Genomic DNA, 19,618 nt, shown 5'->3' on the forward strand with positions numbered 1-19,618 from the left:
GGCCTGGGCTCTTCCGATCCCGGCGCGGCCTGGTCGCTCGATCCGGCCGAACGCTGGGCGCTCTGGAACGCGGACTGGCGCACGGCCGTCGGCGAGCGGCGCGGCCTGACGCTGGCCGACGGCACGCGCGTGATGCTGAATACCGACAGCGCGATCGACGTGCGCTTCGATGCACACGAGCGCCGCATCGTCCTGCTGCGCGGCGAAATCATGGTGAGCAGCGGCCACGAACCGCGCACGCCGGCCCGGCCGCTGGTGGTGGTGGCCGCGCCGGGCGAGCTGAGGCCGCTCGGCACGCGTTTCGCGGTGCGCCTGGACGGCGCGCGCGTGACGGTCGGCGTGTTCGAGGGCGCGGTGCGCGCGCAGCCGTTTGCGGCCGGCGCCGGGGCACGCGTGATCGCGGCCGGCCAGCAGGCCGGGATGGCGCGCGATGCCGTGGATGTCCCGCATCCGCTTGTCCCTTACGCGGGCGCCTGGATCGACGGCACGCTGGTTGCCACGCGGCTGCGCCTCGCCGACCTGCTCGCCGAGCTGGCGCGCTACCGCCGCGGATATCTGTATTGCGATGACGCCGTGGCCGAGCTGCGCGTGTCGGGTACCTATCCGCTCGACGATACGGACCGCGTGCTCGATACGCTGCGCGCGACGCTGCCGATCGAGGTCGAGCACTTCACCCGCTACTGGGCGCGCGTGGTGCCGGCCAGGGGCTGAGCCGCGCATCGAGGCACGGCCCGGCGGCGGCCTTGAAAAATTTTTTCCAGAAGACTGAGCTGTTTGGCGCGACTCGCGTGACAGGGAAAGGAAAGCCCGCTTCCGCTCATCGTTTCCCGATTCATCGATCATGCAACCGACCCGTTTCATCCGGCCGCCGCGGCCGTTCTCCCTCGTTTCCCGCTCCACCGCCGTGCCGGCTCCGCTCGCGCCGAGCCGCATCGCGGCGCGGCTGGCGGCCGTCCTGCTGCTTTCGGCGCTGCTGCCGCCCGCGGCAATGGCCGCCGATGCCGCCACCGCGCTGCCCGATCAGGCCGCCGCCAGCGATCGCGCACCGGCCATGCGCCGCTACGCGATTCCGGCCGGCTCGCTCGAGGCGGCGCTGAACCGGTTCGGCCGCGAGGCCGGCATCCTGCTGGCCTATCCGGCCGCCCAGGTGGCGGGCCTGCAAAGCCCGGGGCTGAACGGCAGTTTCGAGGTGCCGCAAGCGCTCGATCGGCTGCTGGCCGGCAGCGGCCTGGCCGCGCGGCGCCAGCCGGGCGGCGGCTACACGCTGGTTCGCGCTGCCCCGGGCGCTGCCGCTGCCACTGCCGCCGCGCCGGATGCGACGATCGCGCTGGCGCCGATTCAGGTCAGGAATCGTGCCGTGAAAGCCGACAGCTACCGCCCCTCGCGCGAGGCGGGCGTGACGCGCTCGGATGCCTCGCTGCTCGACACGGCACAGGCTGTCAATATCGTGCCGGCCCAGGTGCTGCGCGACCAGAAACCGCGCAACCTCGACGACGCGCTCGGCAACATCAGCGGCATCACCCAGGGCAACACGCTGGCCGGCACGCAGGACGCGATCATGAAGCGCGGCTTCGGTGACAACCGCGACGGCTCGATCATGCGCAACGGCATGCCGGTGATCCAGGGCCGCGCGCTGAACGCCACCGCCGACAGCGTCGAGGTGCTGAAGGGGCCGACCTCGCTGCTGTACGGGATCATGGACCCGGGCGGCGTGATCAACGTGATCGGCAAGGCGCCGCGGCTCACGCGCTCGAACAGCGTCTCGGTGAGCGGCGAAACCTATGGCCACGGCAAGAACGGCGGCGACGTCACGCTCGACCTGAGCGGCCCGATCGGCGACTCGAAGCTCGCCTACCGGCTGATCGTCGATCATTCGGACGAGCCCTATTGGCGCAACTTCGGTACCAGCCGCGAGACGCTGGTGTCGCCGCAGCTGGCCTGGTATGGTCGCGACACGCAGGTGGTGCTGTCCTACGAGCATCGCGACTTCCTCTATCCCTTCGATCGCGGCACCGCGCTCGACCCGCGCACCAACCAGCCGCTGGCGATTCCCGCGCGCGAGCGGCTCGACGAGCCCTGGAACAACATGGTCGGCGCCTCCAACCTGTTCCAGTTGCAGGCCGACCACCAGTTCAACGCCGACTGGAACGTCCACCTCGGCTACAGCTACAACCGCGAGACCTACGATGCGAACCAGGTGCGCATCACCGGCGTGAACACCGCCCGTGGCACGCTCTCGCGCAGCGACGACGCGACCCACGGCGCGGACAGCCGCGACAGCTACGGCATCGCCTACGTGAACGGCAAGCTGCGCCTGGCCGGCCTGCGGCACGACCTGCAGTTCGGGGTCGACAGCGAATACCGTCTCATCTACCGACGGGACCTGCTGCGCCAGGCCGTATCGATACCGTTCAGCTACCTGAACCCGGTATACGGGTTGATCTCGCCCTCGGCGACGGTGTCGCCACCCGACAGTGACCAGACCGACAAGCTGCACGCGCTCGGCCTGTTCGCGCAGGATACGGTGCACCTCGGCGACAAGTGGCTGGTCACCGGCGGCGTGCGCTTCATGCGCTACAGCCAGGTGGCGGGCAAGGGCCGGCCCTTCGTGGCGAACACCAATCTCGACGGCACCAAGTGGCTGCCGCGCGTGGGGGTGGTCTACAAGGCGACCAACTGGTTCTCGCTGTACGGCAACTATTCGCAGTCGCTCAAGCCCACCTCGTCGATCGCGGCGCTGGCATCGGGCTATATCATCGACGGCGCCACGCCGCCCGAGCAGGCCACCGCCTATGAGGTGGGCGCCAAGCTCGACATGCCCTCGGGCATGACCGGCACGCTCGCGCTGTTCGACATCGACAAGAAGAACGTGCTGGTCTCGCAGTTCAACGACGTGACCAAGCTGACCGACTGGCGCACCTCGGGACGCGCGCGCTCGCGCGGCATCGAACTCGACATGACGGGCCGCATCGGCGCGCACTGGAACCTGATCGCCAGCTACGCCTACATCGACGCGAAGACCACCGAGGATCCGCTCTATACCGGCAACCGGCTGTGGAACGTGGCGCGCAATACCGCCTCGCTGGGCGCGGTCTACGACGTCGGCACGCTGTTCGGCGGCGACGACCTGCGCATCGGCGGCTCGGCGCGTTACATCGGCTCGCGGCCCGGCGATTCCGCCAACAGCTTCACGCTGCCGTCCTATGTGCTGGCCGATGCGTTCGCGAGCTACGACACGAAGATCGGCAAGCAGAACCTGAGCTTGCAGTTGAACGTCAAGAACCTGTTCAACCGCACCTATTACCCGTCGAGCGCGAATCGATACTTCGTCGCGATCGGCGACGCGCGGCAAGTGCTGCTGACCAGCACGCTGCAATTCTGAGCGGAGCCCGAACATGAGCGATGCAGTCGACAGGCAGGATACCGAATCGAATACGAAGGGCCCGGCGCCGCGCGCGGCGCGGCGGCGCTGGCTTGGTGCGGCGGCAGCCCTGATGGCAGGCGCGGCGACGCGGGCCGCCGCCGTCGATTCCGCCGGCGCCTCGCCGCTGCCGGGCGCCGCGTCGGCGAGCGCGACGCGCGTCGTGATGCTGGTGCAGTTGAGCGGCCCGAACCTCGCGGTGGATCGCCAGATCGCCGCCCATCTGGGCGAGCGCGGCTACACGGTGCGCCTGGTCGACCAGGACGCGCCCGTCTCGGCGGCCGACGATGCCGAGCTGGTGCTGATTTCCTCGACCGTCTCGGCCAAGAACGTGCGGCCCGGCTGGCGCCAGCTCGCCAGGCCGTTGCTGACCTGGGAGAACGATTTCCTCGACGACCTGGCGATGACCGGCAAGCGGCACGACGTCGATTTCGGCGAGACCGGCAAGGAGCGTTATCTGTGGATCGTCAACGCGCCGCATCCGATCGCGGCCGGGCTGCCGGCCGGCACCGCCGACGTCTACCGCAAGCAGGCGGCGATGAGCTGGGGCCGGCCCGGGCTCGGCGCGGCGACCATCGCGACCGTCTACGGCCAGCCCGAGAAGGCCGCGCTGTTCGCCTACGAGCGCGGCGCCACGATGGACTACGAGTCGCTCGCGCCGGCCCGGCGCGTGATGTGCTTCCTCGACAACGACACCTTCCCGAACCTCTCGCCGGCCGGCATCGCGTTGTTCGACGCGGCGCTCGACTGGGCCGCGGGGCGCCGCTGAACCGGGTGCCCGAATGAAAAACGCGCGCCGGCACGCTCGGTGCCGGCGCGCGTCGAAGCAGCGTGCCGAGTGGCGAAACCGATCGCCTCAGGCGCCCGGCTTGCGCAGCGTCACGCGCTGGATGTCCTTCACGATCACCAGGTAGCAGAGCACGGTGACCAGCGCATTCAGGCCGACGAACACCAGCGCGCCGTTGAACGAGCCGCTCGCGCCCACCAGGTAGCCGATCACGATCGGCGTGACGATCCCGGCGGCGTTGCCGAACATGTTGAAGAGGCTGCCCGACAGGCCGATCGCCTCCTTCGGCGCGGTATCCGCCACCACCGCCCAGCCCAGCGAGCCGATCCCCTTGCCGAAGAAGGACACGGCCATCAGGCCGATCACCAGCGCCGCGCTGTCCACGTAGTTGCAGCCGATGATGGCCATCGACAGCAGCATGCCGCCGATGATCGGGATCTTGCGCGCCATCGTCAGCGACACGCCGCGCTTGATCATGCCGTCCGACAGCATGCCGCCCAGCACGCCGCCGAGGAAGCCGCAGATCGCCGGCAGCGAGGCCAGCACGCCGGCCTTCAGGATCGACATGCCGCGCGCCTGCACCAGGTAGATCGGGAACCAGGTCAGGAAGAAATAGGTGAGCACGTTGATGCAGTACTGGCCGATATAGACGCCGATCAGCATCCGGTTGCCGAGCATCTGGCGCACGTAGAACCAGCCGGCCAGGCGCTCGGGCGCGCCGGCCGAGGCGTTGCGGCCGTGCGTCTCGATCACGCCGCCGCCCTGCTCGATATGCTCGCGCTCGGCCTGGTTGACGCGCGGATGCTCCGCCGGGCTGCGCACCACGCGGATCCACACCAGGGCCAGCACCATGCCGGTCAGGCCCAGCCACAAATAGACGTGATGCCAGCCGAAGGCGTGCGTGAGCCAGGCCATCAGCGGGGTGAACAGCACCGCGGCGAAATACTGGGCAGCGTTGAAGATCGCCGAGGCGGTGCCGCGCTCGCTGGTGGGGAACCAGCTCGCCACCACCTTGGCGTTGGCCGGGAAGGCCGGCGCCTCGGCGATGCCGACCGCGAAGCGCAGCACGAACAGCGCGGCGATGGCCGCCGCCGCGCTGCCGGCGAAGCCGATCGAGCTCTGCAGCAGGGTGAACAGCGACCACAGGAAGATGCTGCCCGCATAGACGCGCCGCGCGCCGAAGCGGTCGAGCAGCCAGCCGCTCGGCAGTTGCGCGAGCACATAGGCCCAGCTGAACGAGGAGAAGATGTAGCCCATCTGCACCGCGTCGATGCCGAATTCCTTGCGCATCGCCGTGCCGGTGATCGACAGCGTGGCGCGATCCGCGTAGTTCAGCGTCGTCACGACGAAGATCATCAGCAGGATCCAGTAGCGGACGGCGGTCCGTTTGGCCGTGGTGGCCGGATTGGCGGTGCGGGTCGCTTCCATGAGTGTCCTGGCGAGAGCGCGAGAGGAAATGCTTGTTATATGCCTTGAGGCAAATGGTACGTCATCGTACAACTTGGGAGTGTAGTAGCCGCTTCAGGCAGCGGCCACCCGGGTTTTCCCTCTGATCACCCCGCCGGCAATAATGGCTTTCGGTTCAATGGGATGTGCGGTTCGGGCGGATGCGGGGTCGCGAAGATTCTTATAGTCAGTCATCGTATCTGTTGGGCTACAATGTGCGCCACGAACTTTTTTGGACTGACGGAGCATAGCGATGCAATTGACTGGAGAGATGCTGATCGGCGCCGAGGCGGTAAAGGGCACGGCCGGCGAAGTGCGCGCCTTCGACCCGACGCGCGGCGAGACCATCGCCGAGCCGGTGTTCGGTTCGGCCGGCGAGGCCGAGGTCGAGCGCGCCTGCGCGCTGGCGCAGCAGGCCTTCGACGCGTATCGCTCGGCGCCGCTGGAAAGCCGCGCGGCCTTTCTCGAGGCGATCGCCGACGAGATCCTCGAACTCGGCGACGCGCTGATCGAGCGCGCGCAAGCCGAAACCGGCCTGCCCGCCGCGCGCCTGCAGGGCGAGCGCGGCCGCACGGTCGGCCAGTTGCGGATGTTCGCGCGCGTGGTGCGCGATGGTTATTTCCTCGGCGCCTCGGTCGATCCGGCGATGCCTGAGCGCACCCCGCTGCCGCGCGCCGACCTGCGCTTGCAGAAGCTGCCGCTCGGCCCCGTGGCCGTGTTCGGCGCCAGCAATTTCCCGCTGGCCTTCTCGGTGGCGGGCGGCGACACCGCTTCGGCGCTGGCCGCCGGCTGCCCGGTGATCGTCAAGGCGCACGAGGCTCACCTCGGCACCTCGGAGCTGGTGGGTCGCGCGATCCAGCGCGCGGTGGCGCGCAGCAACATGCCGGCCGGCACCTTCTCGCTGCTGATGGGCCCGGGCCGCGTGATCGGCGCCGCGCTGGTCAAGCACCCGTCGATCAAGGCGGTCGGTTTCACCGGCTCGCGCCAGGGCGGCCTCGCGCTGGTGAACCTCGCCAACGCGCGTCCCGAGCCGATTCCCGTCTACGCGGAAATGAGCAGCATCAACCCCTTCGTGCTGTTCCCGGCGGCGCTGGCGGCGCGCGGCGAGAAGATCGCCCAGGGCTTCGTCGACTCGCTGACGATGGGCGTCGGCCAGTTCTGTACCAACCCGGGCCTGGTGATCGCGATCGACGGCCCCGAGCTCGACGCGTTCTCGAAGGCCGCCTCGGCCGCGCTCGGCGGCAAGCCGGCCGGCACCATGCTCACGCGCGGCATCGCCGAAGCCTACTCGAACGGCCGTGCGAAGCTGCAGGGCGCCGAGGGCGTGCGCCAGCTCGGCACCGGCGGCGCGGGCGAGGGCGGTTGCGCGATGTCGGGCGCGCTGTTCGACGTGAGCGCCGAAACCTTCCTGCGCGAGCATGCGCTGCGCGACGAAGTGTTCGGCCCGGCCTCGCTGATCGTGCGCTGCCGCGACCTGGACGAAGTGGCGACCGTGCTCGAATCGCTGGAAGGCCAGCTCACCGCCACCCTGCAGCTGGACGACGCCGACCTGGAGATCGCCCGCAAGCTGGTGCCGATCCTCGAGCGCAAGGCCGGCCGCCTGCTCGTCAACGGCTTCCCGACCGGCGTCGAGGTGTGTGACGCGATGGTTCACGGCGGCCCGTTCCCGGCCACCTCGAACGCCATGTACACCTCGGTGGGCGCCACCGCGATCGACCGCTTCCTGCGCCCGGTCTGCTACCAGGACTTCCCGGAAGCGCTGCTGCCGGAAAGCCTGCGCGAAGCCAATCCGCTCGGTATCGCGCGCCTGCGCAACGGCCGCGCCGAGTAAGCCGAATCCAGCCGACCCGCTGGCGTGATCCGCCGGCGGGCTGGTTTGGTGCTTGTGTCGGCTTCGATGCGGCGGCGTCGAAGCCGATTTTTTTGCCGTTTTTTCGGGCACGTCCTTCTCCCGTTTTCCGCCGGGCCTCCGGCCATATCGCTTCGCAGCCCGAAGCAGCTTCGCCGGGCACGCGAGCCGAACCGGCTCCAGGCAATCCCGTGCGCCGCGCATGGGCGATGCGCCGTCGGGTCCCGATCTGTGGCACCCTAGCGGCCATGCAGACGATTGCCCGATTTCCCCTCCCGATCCATTGGCGCCGCTCCTGAAGGGCGCGGCATCGTCTCGACTGATTCCTGACCATGTCCGCCGCGGTTTGGCCGACGCGGATCGGGACATCCGTCAGTCAAGGGCACACCGTGGCGGCTTCCCCGACCGGAGAACCTCCCGATGTCCGATCTTCAGGCAAACGCCTCGCGACCCGTCGTGCTGACGGGCGACCGCCCGACCGGCCCGCTGCACCTGGGCCACTACGTCGGCTCGCTGCGCACGCGCTTGCTGCTGCAGGATACGCACCAGCAGAACATCCTGGTCGCCGATACCCAGGCGATGACCGACAACGCGCACGATCCGGACAAGGTCCGCCGCAACGTGCTGGAAGTCGCGCTCGACTACCTGGCGGTCGGCATCGACCCGGCCAGGACCACCATCTGCCTGCAATCGGCGCTGCCCGCGCTGGCCGAGCTGACCCTGCTCTACCTGAACTTCGTCACCGTCTCGCGCCTGGAGCGCAACCCGACCATCAAGGACGAGATCCAGGCGCGCGGCTTCGGGCGCGATATCCCGGCCGGCTTTCTCTGCTACCCGGTCGCGCAGGCGGCCGACATCACCGGCTTTCGCGCCACCGTGGTGCCGGTGGGCGAGGACCAGGCGCCCCTGATCGAGCAGACCAACGAGATCGTGCGGCGCCTGAACCGCCAGACCGGAATCGAGCTGCTGCCCGAGGTGGAGGCGCTGATCCCGACGCTGGGCCGGCTGCCCGGCATCGACGGCAAGGCCAAGATGAGCAAGTCGCTCGGCAATGCGATCTCGCTGGCGGCCTCCGAGGATGCGATCCGCGCGGCGGTCCGCCAGATGTACACCGATCCGAACCACCTGCGCGCCTCGGACCCCGGCACCGTCGAGGGCAACGTGGTGTTCACCTATCTCGACGCGTTCGACGACGACGTGGCCGAGGTCGAGCGGTTGAAGGCCGCCTACCGGGCCGGCGGCCTGGGCGACATGGTGGTCAAGCGGCGCCTGGAGGAGAAGCTGCAGGCCTTCGTCGCGCCGATCCGCGAGCGCCGCGAGCGGTTGGCGGCCGATCCGGCTTATGTGGTCGGCGTGCTGGCCGAGGGCACCGAGCGGGCGCGGGCCGTCACCCAGGCGACGCTCGATGCGGTGCGCGGCGCGCTCGGCACCTTCTCGCTCGACAGCGTGCGCGAGCTGTATGCGGCGGCGCGGCCCGACGGCACGCCGGGCGCCTGAGGCGGGGAAGGAAAGTCAGCGCTGCTGCTGGAACGCGAGCAGGTAGCCGTTGCAGTCGCTCAGCGCGAATTCGCGCGAGCCGTAAGGCATCTCCTGCAAGGGCCAGGCGATCTCGGCCCGGTCCTGGAGCCTGGCATACAGGCCGTCGACGTCCGGTACCGTGAAATAGATGGTGCCGCTCAGCGCCGGGCCGGCGCGCCAGAGATCCTGTGCCGTGAACAGCAGCGTGTCGCCGTCCAGCTCGGCCGTGAGCGTGTTGCCGGCCGAGGCGCGGACGCTGAAACCGAGCACGGATTCGTAGAACCGGCGAGTTTCGTCGAGATCGTGGCAGCGCAGCAGCAGGGCGAGCGACATGGAGGTCTCCATCGGCTGGGATGGAGCGCATTCTATGCCAGGCCAGATGGCGCGCCCCCGCACGCGCTACAAAACACCACAAAAGCAGACAGCCCGCGCCGGACGGCAGCGGGCTGTCTGCGTTCGTGCCTCGCCGGGCCGCTCGATGCGCGGCCCGGCAGCGGCTTCGATCAGAACTTGTGACGCAGCGCCAGGCGCACGGCCACCTGGTTCGAGGTCGACGAAGGCGCGTCGGTGCCGAGCACGAAGCCCGAGTCGAGGATCGAGTTGGTGCGATCGCCCGTCACCTTCGAGAGCACGCCCTGCAGGTAGATGTCGGTGCGCTTGGACAGGTTGTAGTCCGCCATCAGGCCGACGGTGTGGATCTTCGGGCTCACGCGGCCGGCCGAGGAATCGTACTTCTCCATCGAGAACACGTACTCGGCGCCGACGAAGAACGAGGAGCTCAGCTGCAGCAGGCCGTTCAGCTCGAAGTTCTGGTACTTGAGCGCATTGAGCGTGGTGCCCGGCGCGACGATCGCCCCCGGCGTGCCGAGGTAGATGTTGCCGGTCGGGTTCTTGTAGTTCGAGTTCGAATAGGCGAAGCCGAGCGTGGTGATGCCGAAGGTGTAGTTCACGCCGACCCCGAACAGGCGCATGCGCTCGGCGATGAAGCTCGCGTCGTTGCTGGCGATCGCGCCGGCCGAGGTCCCGCCCGGGTTGTTCGCCTGCAGGAAGGCGGCGCCCACCAGCAGGCCGCCGCGCGCGTATTGCGCACCCGCGCTCCAGGTGCGGTTGTTCGAGAAGCCGGTGTCGTTGCTGAACGCGTAGGTGCCGCCGAAATGCAGGCCGTCGATGTCGGGGCTGGTGTACTTGACCGAGTTGTTCAGGCGGAACGAGTTGTCGGTGTTGTCGTTGTCGTAGGGATGCGAGAACAGGTAGCCGGCCCAGTTGCCGTTGGCCGTGGTGAGCGCGAAGTAGTCGACCATCGAGTCGTACTGGCGGCCCAGCGTGACCGTGCCGTAGCGCTTGTCCTGCAGGCCGACGTAGGCCTGGCGGCCGAACATGCGGCCGCCTTCCTGGGCCTTGCCCGAGCTCGCGTCGAAGCCGTTCTCCAGCGTGAAGATGGCCGCCAGGCCGCCGCCCAGGTCCTCGGTGCCGCGCAGCCCCCAGCGGCTGCCCTGCGCGTAGCCGCTCGTCAGCTCCACCGCGCCGCCCTTGCCGCCGATGTTGTTGGTGTAGTTGAGCCCCTCGTCGATCACGCCGTACAGCGTGACGCTGCTCTGCGCGAACGCGGGGGAGGCGACGGCCGCCGTGACGGCCAGGGCCGCGATGCTCTTTTTCATTTCGATCTCCAGATCTTTCTGTCTATGGTTGGTTTGAGGTGCCGGGAGCGAGCCTGGCGGATGCCCGCGCTGGGGCCGGCGCGCGATTCGCGGCGGCTCGAGCCGCTCTCGCGCGCCGGTGGAACGACGCCCGCCTCCGCATGCGCCGCGCGCTCGGCATCATGCGGTCGTCTCCTGAGGGGCGGGCGATGAAACGGGGGAGCCGGCGGCAGCCGGGTACGGCCGGCGCCGGCGAGCACGACGACGGAATCAGCCGATCGCGGCCGCGCTGGTGGCGCGGACCTTGCGCGTGGCCGGCGCCGCGGCGGCATCCTCGAGGATCAGGTCGGCGCCTTTCTCGGCGACCATCATGGTCGGCGCGTTGATGTTGCCCGAGGTGATGTTCGGGAACACCGAGGCGTCGACGATGCGCAGCGCCTCGACGCCGTGCACCTTGAGCCGCGCGTCGACCACCGAGGTGGCGGCATCGCTGCCCATCGCGCACGAGCCGCACAGGTGGTAGATCGAGCCCGATTGTTCGCGGAAGTACTGGAGGAAATCCTCGTCGCTCTGCACCGCCGGCCCGGGCGAGATCTCCTCGATCGTCATCGCGCGCAGCGAGGGCGCCATCATCAGCTTGCGGATCAGCTTGCTGCCCTGCACGGCCTCGGCCAGGTCCTTCTCGGTCGACAGCGCGTTGATGCGGATCTTCGCGGCGTCCTCGGCGCGCCCCGAGGCCAGCTCGATCGAGCCGCGGCTGGTGGGCCGGCACGGATTGAAGGCGATCAGGAAGCCCGAATACGGCTCCGGCTTGATGCTGGCGCGGTTGCTCTTCGGGATCCGGTACGAGAGCGGATTGAAGTAGAGCTGGAGGTTGGGTTCGTCGAGCCCGTCGTCGCCGCGGAAGAAACCGCCGGCCTGGTTCACGCTCATCGCCAGCGGGCCGCGCTTGTGCAGCAGGTAGCGCAGGCCGATCTTCAGCTTGCCGAACAGCGTGCCCATCTCGTCGTTGAGCGTGGGCCGGTTGGCCTTGAAGTAGAAGCTCACGCACAGATGGTCCTGCAGGTTCTGGCCGACCGCCGGCAGCGCATGCACGGTCGAAATGCCGTGCCGTGCCAGCTTGACCGGATCGCCCACGCCCGAGAGCTGCAGCAGCTTGGGCGTATCGACCGCGCCGGCGCAGAGGATCACCTCGCGGCGCGCGCTGACGTGATGCTCGCGGCCCTGGTGCGCATAGGCGATGCCGGTCGCGCGCTTGCCCTCGAAGCTGACGCGGCGCACCAGCGCCTCGCTGAGCAGCGTCAGGTTCTTGCGCGAGAGCGAGGGATGCAGGTAGGCCACGCCGCTGGAGCAGCGCTCGCCATCCTTGGTGTTCAGCTCGTAGATGCCGGCGCCCTCGAACTGCGCGCCGTTCATGTCGGGCGTGCGCGGCAGGCCCAGCTCGCCGCAGCCGGCCAGGAACTGGTGGACGATCGGGTGCACGTCAGCGGTCATCGGCGTGACATGGATCCGGCCTTCGCCGCCGTGCCACTCGGGCGTGCTCTGCGCGAGCGGATGCGTCTCCAGGCGGCGGAAGTAGGGCAGCACCTGCTCGTAGGACCAGCCGCGCTCGCCGCTGGCCGCGGCCCAGTCGTCGTAGTCGCCGCGCTGGCCGCGCACGTAGACCATCGCGTTGATCGCGCCCGAGCCGCCCACCACCTTGCCGCGCGGGCAGTAGAGCTCGCGATCGCCGAGCGCGGCTTCGCGCTCGCTGTAGTACATGTAGTTGTACTTGCGGTTGTAGTAGGTCTTGGTGAAGCCCACCGGCACCTTGAACCAGAACGAATCGTCCTGCTGGCCGGCCTCGAGCACCAGCACCGTGTGGCTGCCGTCCGCGCTCAGGCGTTCGGCGAGGATCGAGCCGGCCGAGCCGGACCCGACGATGATGTAGTCGTATTCCATGTCTTGCTTCCTGCCTCTGCGCTGGGCGAGCTCAGCCCTTGGCGGGCGAGTAGTCTTTCACGTCGGCCGGCTTGTCGGCCATCTGCAGGTGCAGGCGCTTGCCCGTGTAGGGCGTATGCGCGCGCACCACGTCCATGTCGAGCTCGATGCCGAGGCCCGGCTCGCTGGACGGGATGATGTAGCCGTCTTCCCAGCGGATCGGCGTCTTCACCACCTCGGAGTGGAAGCCGCCCCAGGTCATGATGCTTTCCTGGATCAGGAAGTTCGGCGTGCAGGCCGCGAGCTGGATGCTGGCGGCCGCGCCGACCGGGCCGTTGTACAGATGCGGGGCGATCTGCGCGTAGTGCACCTCGGCCAGCGTGGCGATCTTCTTCGCTTCGAGCAGGCCGCCCACGCGCCCCACGTTCATCTGCAGGATCGAGGCGCCGCCCGCCTGCAGCAGCTTGTGGAACTCGTACTTGGTGGTCAGGCGCTCGCCGGTGGCGATCGGGATCGAGGTATGGCGCGCGACTTCGGCGATCCCCTCCTCCTGGCCCGGCGGCACCGGCTCCTCGAACCACAGCGGGTCGTACTTCTCCAGGCGCTTGGCCAGGCGGATCGCCGAGGACGGCACCATCTGGCCGTGCGTGCCGAACAGCAGGTCGGCCTGGCTGCCCACCGCCTCGCGGATCTTGCGGCAGAAGGTTTCGCAGCGGTCGAGCACCGGCAGCGAGAGCTGGTGGCCCGAGTAGTTCGTGTAGGGGCCGGCCGGGTCGAACTTGACGGCGGTGAAGCCCAGCTTCACGTTCTCGGCCGCGCATTCGGCGGCGAGATCGGGATCGTCGTAGTCGTATTCGCCCTTGGCGTTCTTCGGATACAGGTAGGTGTAGGAGCGCAGGCGCTCGTTGACCTTGCCGCCGAGCAGCTCGTAGACGGGCTTGCCGGCGGCCTTGCCGATGATGTCCCAGCACGCCATCTCCAGGCCGCTGGCCACGCCCATCATCGTCAGGTCCGGGCGCTGGGTGAAGCCGCTCGAATAGCAGGCGCGGAAGAAGCGCTCGACGTGGTGCGGATCGTGGTCCAGCAGATGGCGCTCGAACACGTCCTCGATCACGGGGATCATCGCGTCGGGATGGAAGGTGGCGGCGTAGATCTCGCCGACGCCCTCGATGCCGTCGTCCGTCCTGAGCTTGACGAACAACCAGTACATGCCGCCGACATGCGGCGGCGGGACCGCGACGCTGAACGTTTCGAGTGAGACGATTTTCATCAGGATTCCTTCTGTGCGGAGAGGCGGCGCTTGAGCACCAGCGCGGCGACGGCGCCGAGCAGTGCGATGGCCGCGATGTAGCCGAAATAGATCTGGTAGCCGGTGGCGCCCGGGAAGTTCTGGGTCGCGTAGCCGTTGATCAGCGGGACGAACACGTCGGGCGAGTAGCCCAGCACGGAGATCAGGCCGATCGCCAGGCCCGAGCAATGCACCGGCACGCGGCAGTCGTCGAGCAGCGACCAGTACAGGCCGCGCACGGCGTAGGTGAGGATGCCGATGAACAGCACCAGCGCCACCAGCATGAGCTGCGGCGTGTGGGCCGGCACCACCGCCAGGCCGACCAGCGAGAGCGCGGCCAGCACCAGCGAGACGGCCAGCACCGAGACGCGCGAGAAGCGGTCGCCGAGGAAGCCGCCGCCGATGCCGCCCACCGGGCGCATCCACAGCTTGAGGGTGGTGATGAAGCCGGCCGCCGTGGTGCTGAGGCCGAAACCGCCTTCATGCAGGTAGGCCGAGAAGCTGTAGGTGGCCCAGAACACCTGGTAGCCGCAGAACACGATCGCCGCGACCAGCCACAGCGAGGGGTTGCCGGCCAGCGTGCGCAGGTCGGCCAGCAGCGAGCCCTGGCGCGCGGCGGCGGCGCCCTTGGCGGCGGCGCGCGGATCGCGGATGAAGCCGATCATCACGCCCAGCACGATGCAGATCACCGCGTACATGTGCACCACCAGCTTGAAGCCGCTGGCGTCGCTGCTGCCGCGCGACTGCGTCATGTAGGCGAAGATCGAGATCGCGATGGTGGCCAGCAGCGCCTCGACCAGGCCGCGGCCGCCGTCGAGCAGGCCGAAGAAGCGGCCCTGCTCGTCGGCGCCGGCGATCATGTTGACGCGCTTGATCACGGCGGCCCAGAAGGTCAGGCCGGTGGTGATGCCCCAGCCGCAGAACACCGCCACCAGCAGCGGGAACGACGGCGCGGTGGCGTAGACGAAGCCCAGCAGGCCGGTGCCGATCAGCGAGAAGCAGATCAGGAAGCGCGGCGAGATGCGATCGGCGAGCCAGCCGCTGGGCAGGTAGCTGACCAGGAACAGGGTGCCGAGCGAGGAATAGAGCACGCCGAGCTGCACGTCGTCGATATGGAAGAACGACAGCATGGTCGGCTGGTAGACCTGCCGCAGGTACAGCATCGGATAGATCGCGCCGGCCGCCGCGACCAGCAGCAGCAACTGCAGGTAACGTTGCGCGCGGCCCGCGCGGGCGGCGGGCTCCGCGGCGAGCGCTGCGGCGGAGGAAGGGGATTGCGCCGACATGATGAGTTCTCCTGAGGAGGACGCGCCCGCTCGGGCTGGCGTCTCCGAATATTGTTTTCGTGCTTTGCGTTGAAATGGAGCGGCGCGCGTGTCGGGCGCGCCGCCCGCCGGGACATCAGTAGTGCATCACCACCAGGCGCGTCTGCGTGAATTCGAGCATGCCGTGCTTGCCGTCGTCGCCGCCGAGGCCGGAGCGCTTCCAGCCGGCGTGGTAACCCTGGTACGGATCGGCCGGCGTGCGGTTGACGTACAGCTCGCCCGCCTCGATCGCGTTCGCGACGCGCTGGGCGACGCGATGGTTTTCTGTGTAAAGCACCGAGGACAGGCCGAACTGGTGGTCGTTGGCCAGCGCGATCGCCTCGTCGAGGCTGTGGTAGCGCAGCACCGGCATCACCGGGCCGAAGCTTTCCTCGCGCACGATCTCCATCTCCTGGCGCACGTTCGACAGCAGCGTGGCGGGGTAGAAGAAGCCGGGGCCGGCCGGCAACTGGCCGCCGGTTTCCAGCGTCGCGCCCTCGGCGATCGCGCGCTCGACCATCGCATGCACGCGCTGTTGCGCCGCGGCGTTGGCGAGCGGTCCCATCGAGGCGGGGTTGTCGCGGCGATCGCCGATCTTCACGGCGGCCATCTTCTCGCGCAACAGGGCGAGGAAGCGGTCATGCACGCTGTCGTGCACGTAGACGCGTTCGATCGCGGTGCAGAGCTGGCCGCAATGCGTGGTCTTGGAGGCGACCAGCGCGGCGGCGGCCTTCTCCAGGTCCGCATCGGGCTCGATGATGGCCGGCGTCTTGCCGCCCAGTTCCAGCGAGGGCTTGGCGATGTTGCTCTTGCAGTATTCGAGCACGATGCGGCCGGCGTTGACGCTGCCGGTCAGCGTGATCATGCCGACCTCGGGCTGGGTGCAGAGCACCGCGGCGGTGGCGTGGTCCATCGCCAGGATGTTGACCAGGCCGGCGGGCAGGCCGGCCGCGTGGGCCGCGCGCGCGACCTCGAAGGCCGAGCACGGCGTGTGGTTGCTGGGGCGCACCACCACCGCGTTGCCGGCGATCAGGGCCGGCGCGATCTTGCGCATCAGCGTGTAGATCGGGTAGTTGAACGGGATCAGGGCCGCCACCACGCCGATCGGCTCGCGGTGCAGGAACAGGTTCTCGTTCGGCGAATCGCTGGGGATGATCTCGCCTTCGATGCGGCGCGCCCATTCGGCGTGATAGCGCGTGATCTCGGCGGCGTAGCGCGCCTCGTTGGTCGCGTCGTCCAGGCTCTTGCCCGATTCGAGCGCGAGCGCGGCGCCGATCCGGGGCGCGCGTTCGGTGATCGCGTCGGCGAACTTGCGCAGCAGCTCGGCGCGCGAGGCGGCCGGCAGCAGGCGCCAGGCGCGCTGCGCCTCGCTGGCGGCGGCCACCGCCGCCACCGCGTCGGCTTCGGAGGCCGCGCGCACGCGGCCGATCGATTCGCCGGTAGCCGGATCGATGACGCCGAGGAAGCCGGCGTCGGCCGTCTCCACGAATCGTCCGTTGATGTAGTTCTGCTCGTCACGCATCGACAACTCTCCTCCAGGGCCGGGAAGGCAGCGTGGCGGTCGCGATACGGCGCGCCCGCTGGCACGCTGCCGGGCAGGGGCCATTGTTGTCATGCGGGGGAGGCATCACAAGCGACGATTTTTATCGTCTAACTTGCGGAAAACTCACGTTACTCGGTGGGGAGGGCGGGGAGCCTGGATCGGCGGGCGAGGCTCGCCGGCAAGGCACGGCGCCATATCGGACCAGGACTGGAGGCATTCGGGTTTATCCGGAGGCCGCATGCGTGGCATCGAGCAATGTGAGGAAAATGCAAGCTTGCGAGGATTTCCGGGGCTGGCGATCCGGGCGTGACCAGTCGGTATCGATCGGCTTGGGATTCAGGCTTCGGGCATTGCGCCGGCCGGCGAGGAGGGCCGCAGGTTGTGCGTCGAGAGCCAGACCTGGTGCTGCAGCCATTCGCGGAACTGGGCGATGTGAGGATCCTGGGTCTGTTCCGGACGAGTGACGAACCAATACGATTGGCGGCCGTCCACATGCACGTTCAGCACCTGCATCAACTGGCCCGCCGCGATCTCGCGCGCCACCATGTGGCGATCCGCGATGGTGATGCCGAGCCCGTCGACGGCGGCGCGGATCGCATGGTCGAGCAGATCGAATTCGTAGCCGCCGCGGGTATCGACGCCATCGATGCCGGCCGCGGTCAGCCAGTGCTGCCAGGTCAGGTAGCGCTGGTCGTCGGCGGCCAGCACGTGCAGCAGGGTGAAGCGGTTCAGGTCGATCGGCCCGTCGTGCTGCACGCGTGCATAGAGCGCCGGCGAGCAGACCGCGATGTGCTGCTCGTGCATCAGCAGCACGTTGTCGAAGCCGTCCCATTCGCCATCGCCGAAACGCACCGCGCAGTCGAGCAGGCGCGAGGTGCCGAGGCTGTCGGCCAGCCGCGTGGTCAGGCTCAGTTCGTATTGCGGATGCGCCTCGCGCAATTGCGTGAGGCGCGGCATCAGCCAGCGCGCGGCGAAGGTCGGCGGCACGTTCACGCGCAACCGGTTCTGGTGCTGCTTTTCCTGGAGCCCGCGCACGGTCAGCTCGATCTTGTCGAAGGACTGCTGCAGCGCATGCAGCAGCACGCGGCCCGCCGAGGTCAGCTCGAGCTGGTGATGGCGGCGCGTCAGCAGCGATTCGCCGAGCTGGCTCTCGAGCTGGCGAACCTGGCGGCTGACCGCGCTCTGCGTGACGTTGAGCAGTTCGGCCGCGCGCGTGAAGCTGCCGGTCCGGCCGGCCAGTTCGAAGGCTTTCAGCGCGTTCAGCGCGGGCATCTTGCGTCTCACGGCGGGGGGCGGTTCGGGGTTGGGAGGCGCTCATTGTAGGGCGCGGGGCGGGATTGGTGCGAATGCGGGATCGGCTGCAATGCGCGCAGCGGGCGGTGCCGATGCCGCTCGGGCAAGGAAATCAGCGGGTCGCGATCATGTCGTGATGATGCTCGGTCAGCCAGGCCGATACGGTGACGAGAACCCGGTTCGACAACAGCAAGGCGTCGGCCAGCGTTTGCTGGTCGACCGAATCGAAGCCCTCGTATTTGCTGTTGCGCAGGTCGAGCAGGGTATCGAGTTCGTCGTGCGTGCCGGTGCCGAAATCGAGCGTGCCGGCCAGGCCCTCCATGGCGACGCGATGGTGGCCCGGGCCGGAGCTGATTCGATAACCTTGTGCCGCGAACACGGCCAGGGCGCAGAACAGGATGGCGTCGTAGGCGGCATCGAGTCGGGTTGGCCCCGACACGCTGGTATTTTGCGCATCCTGGTATTTCTGCACGGCGGCGCGCAATTGGGACTGGATGGTTTGCCGGTTCCGGGTCCGTTCCTGCCTGACCCGCTCGGGCTCGTCCCGGGACAGGGCAGCCGGGTTACGCAACATAGTCGAAGACGCCCTTGATCGGGATCACCGGATGCGCCACCACATTGCGTGCGAATCCTTCTCCGTCGGCCAGCTTCTGCTCGAATTCACGGCGCGAGGCGACGGTCGCATGGATTTCGCGGCGGTGCTTCCGGCCGACCGGCTTCAGCCGCGCGTTGATCTTCAGGCTGCTCAAGCGCTCGCCCAGCACCAGCACGTCGACGTCGGAGCGGGCCGATTCCTCGCCACGGGCCACCGAGCCGAAGATGACGGCAAGCTCGGCTTCCTCGGGCAGGGCATTCGCGATGTCGGCCAGGATCTCGTCGCTGCGGCGGGCCAGGTCGGTGAGCCCTGACAGCAATGGGTCGTCCCCGGCCCGGTAGGTGATGTGCCGTCCCTGCTCGACGCGTTTCGCGAGGCCGACTTCCGTCCAGCGCCGCAGCCATCGGGAGACATTGCCGCGATCCACGCCGGCCAGCCGTGCCAGCTCGATGGTGGTGTGGCCGTGGGCGGGATCCTGGTACAGCACGCGGAGCAGGGAAAAGCGCTGTGCGCCGCCAAACAGTTCACTGAGCATGGCGTTGATCATGGTGTCGTCGGTGCGGGATGAACATCATGGATGTACCAGGCACATCCACGGCGAATTGGCTGTTGATGTTTAATCTACATCAATGATGTGGATTGTACATCGAGTGCTTTCATCTCCGGAGAGGGCGATACCAATCCGTTGTGCCCAGCCTTTCCCACCGCGCCCCAAAAACAAAACCCCCGGCTCCACCAGGGAACCAGGGGTTTTTCTCCATCAGCGGCGCGCCGGCGCGAAGGCCGGCGACATCCCGGCTTACTGCGCGCCGAGCTTCTTGATCAGCACATCGAGCTCGGCCAGTTCGGCTTCGTTCAGGTCCGTCAGCGGGGCGCGCACCGGGCCCGCATCGTGGCCGACCAGCTTGGCGCCGGCCTTCACGATGCTGACCGCGTAACCCGCGCGGCGGTTGCGGATCTTCAGGTAGGGCAGGAAGAACTCGTCGATCAGCTTGCCGACGGTGGCGTGATCGTCGG

The 19,618-nt window shown here is 68.5% G+C and carries 15 protein-coding genes and 1 pseudogene; 5 read left to right on the forward strand and 11 right to left on the reverse strand.

Annotated elements, in window-relative coordinates:
• From F3J10_RS26320 to F3J10_RS26330, 3 genes are all read left to right on the forward strand, one after another.
• The coding region (locus tag F3J10_RS26320; protein WP_167243343.1) for a FecR domain-containing protein at nucleotides 1–711 on the forward strand (711 nt) is incomplete at its 5' end.
• Nucleotides 712–841: 130 nt separating this feature from the next.
• Nucleotides 842–3,382, forward strand: a complete 2,541-nt coding sequence (locus F3J10_RS26325) for a TonB-dependent receptor (RefSeq protein WP_167243344.1) — start codon at nucleotides 842–844, stop codon at nucleotides 3,380–3,382.
• A gap of 112 nt (nucleotides 3,383–3,494) precedes the next feature.
• Nucleotides 3,495–4,190, forward strand: a complete 696-nt coding sequence (locus tag F3J10_RS26330) for a hypothetical protein (RefSeq protein ID WP_167243350.1) — start codon at nucleotides 3,495–3,497, stop codon at nucleotides 4,188–4,190.
• Between the two features lie 87 nt (nucleotides 4,191–4,277).
• Here F3J10_RS26330 and F3J10_RS26335 read toward each other — a convergent pair whose 3' ends face one another.
• Nucleotides 4,278–5,636 (reverse strand): MFS transporter, encoded by a 1,359-nt coding sequence (locus F3J10_RS26335; protein WP_025101919.1) that lies wholly within the window; start codon nucleotides 5,634–5,636, stop codon nucleotides 4,278–4,280.
• Between the two features lie 271 nt (nucleotides 5,637–5,907).
• Here F3J10_RS26335 and F3J10_RS26340 point away from each other — a divergent pair, with 271 nt between their 5' ends.
• Nucleotides 5,908–7,485 (forward strand): aldehyde dehydrogenase (NADP(+)), encoded by a 1,578-nt coding sequence (locus tag F3J10_RS26340; protein WP_036054494.1) that lies wholly within the window; start codon nucleotides 5,908–5,910, stop codon nucleotides 7,483–7,485.
• Nucleotides 7,486–7,923: 438 nt separating this feature from the next.
• Nucleotides 7,924–9,000, forward strand: a complete 1,077-nt coding sequence (gene trpS, locus F3J10_RS26345; protein WP_167233260.1) for a tryptophan--tRNA ligase — start codon at nucleotides 7,924–7,926, stop codon at nucleotides 8,998–9,000.
• Nucleotides 9,001–9,015: 15 nt separating this feature from the next.
• Here trpS and F3J10_RS26350 read toward each other — a convergent pair whose 3' ends face one another.
• The 10 genes and pseudogenes from F3J10_RS26350 to F3J10_RS26395 all read right to left on the reverse strand — a co-directional run.
• Nucleotides 9,016–9,354: a VOC family protein gene (locus F3J10_RS26350; RefSeq protein ID WP_166912609.1), complete on the reverse strand. Its 339-nt coding sequence runs from the start codon at nucleotides 9,352–9,354 to the stop codon at nucleotides 9,016–9,018.
• Between the two features lie 170 nt (nucleotides 9,355–9,524).
• Nucleotides 9,525–10,679 carry a porin gene (locus F3J10_RS26355; RefSeq protein ID WP_167243345.1) on the reverse strand — a complete coding sequence of 385 codons (1,155 nt, stop codon included), beginning with the start codon at nucleotides 10,677–10,679 and terminating at the stop codon, nucleotides 9,525–9,527.
• Nucleotides 10,680–10,928: 249 nt separating this feature from the next.
• Entirely contained in the window at nucleotides 10,929–12,599 is a 1,671-nt protein-coding gene (locus F3J10_RS26360; RefSeq protein WP_167243346.1) for a GMC family oxidoreductase N-terminal domain-containing protein, read from the reverse strand.
• Between the two features lie 31 nt (nucleotides 12,600–12,630).
• Complete coding sequence (locus F3J10_RS26365) at nucleotides 12,631–13,848, reverse strand: mandelate racemase/muconate lactonizing enzyme family protein (protein ID WP_167243347.1); 1,218 nt, start codon at nucleotides 13,846–13,848, stop codon at nucleotides 12,631–12,633.
• Nucleotides 13,848–15,152 carry an MFS transporter gene (locus tag F3J10_RS26370; protein WP_025101912.1) on the reverse strand — a complete coding sequence of 435 codons (1,305 nt, stop codon included), beginning with the start codon at nucleotides 15,150–15,152 and terminating at the stop codon, nucleotides 13,848–13,850. The genes F3J10_RS26365 and F3J10_RS26370 overlap by 1 nt, the downstream gene beginning before the upstream one ends.
• 115 nt (nucleotides 15,153–15,267) lie before the next feature.
• Nucleotides 15,268–16,692 carry an aldehyde dehydrogenase gene (gene aldA, locus F3J10_RS26375; RefSeq protein ID WP_167243348.1) on the reverse strand — a complete coding sequence of 475 codons (1,425 nt, stop codon included), beginning with the start codon at nucleotides 16,690–16,692 and terminating at the stop codon, nucleotides 15,268–15,270.
• A 357-nt stretch (nucleotides 16,693–17,049) separates the two neighbouring features.
• On the reverse strand, nucleotides 17,050–17,985 hold the full coding sequence (locus F3J10_RS26380; protein ID WP_013689351.1) for a LysR substrate-binding domain-containing protein: 936 nt from the start codon (nucleotides 17,983–17,985) through the stop codon (nucleotides 17,050–17,052).
• 133 nt (nucleotides 17,986–18,118) lie between these two features.
• Nucleotides 18,119–18,445 (reverse strand): hypothetical protein, encoded by a 327-nt coding sequence (locus tag F3J10_RS26385; RefSeq protein WP_152554562.1) that lies wholly within the window; start codon nucleotides 18,443–18,445, stop codon nucleotides 18,119–18,121.
• Between the two features lie 124 nt (nucleotides 18,446–18,569).
• Complete coding sequence (locus F3J10_RS26390) at nucleotides 18,570–19,148, reverse strand: nucleotidyltransferase domain-containing protein (RefSeq protein WP_167243349.1); 579 nt, start codon at nucleotides 19,146–19,148, stop codon at nucleotides 18,570–18,572.
• Between the two features lie 252 nt (nucleotides 19,149–19,400).
• Nucleotides 19,401–19,618, reverse strand: a pseudogene (locus tag F3J10_RS26395) (5-dehydro-4-deoxyglucarate dehydratase); the annotation flags it as partial.

Origin of the sequence: Burkholderia sp. Cy-637, from assembly GCF_011753175.1 — a bacterium.
GTDB lineage: Bacteria > Pseudomonadota > Gammaproteobacteria > Burkholderiales > Burkholderiaceae > Burkholderia > Burkholderia gladioli.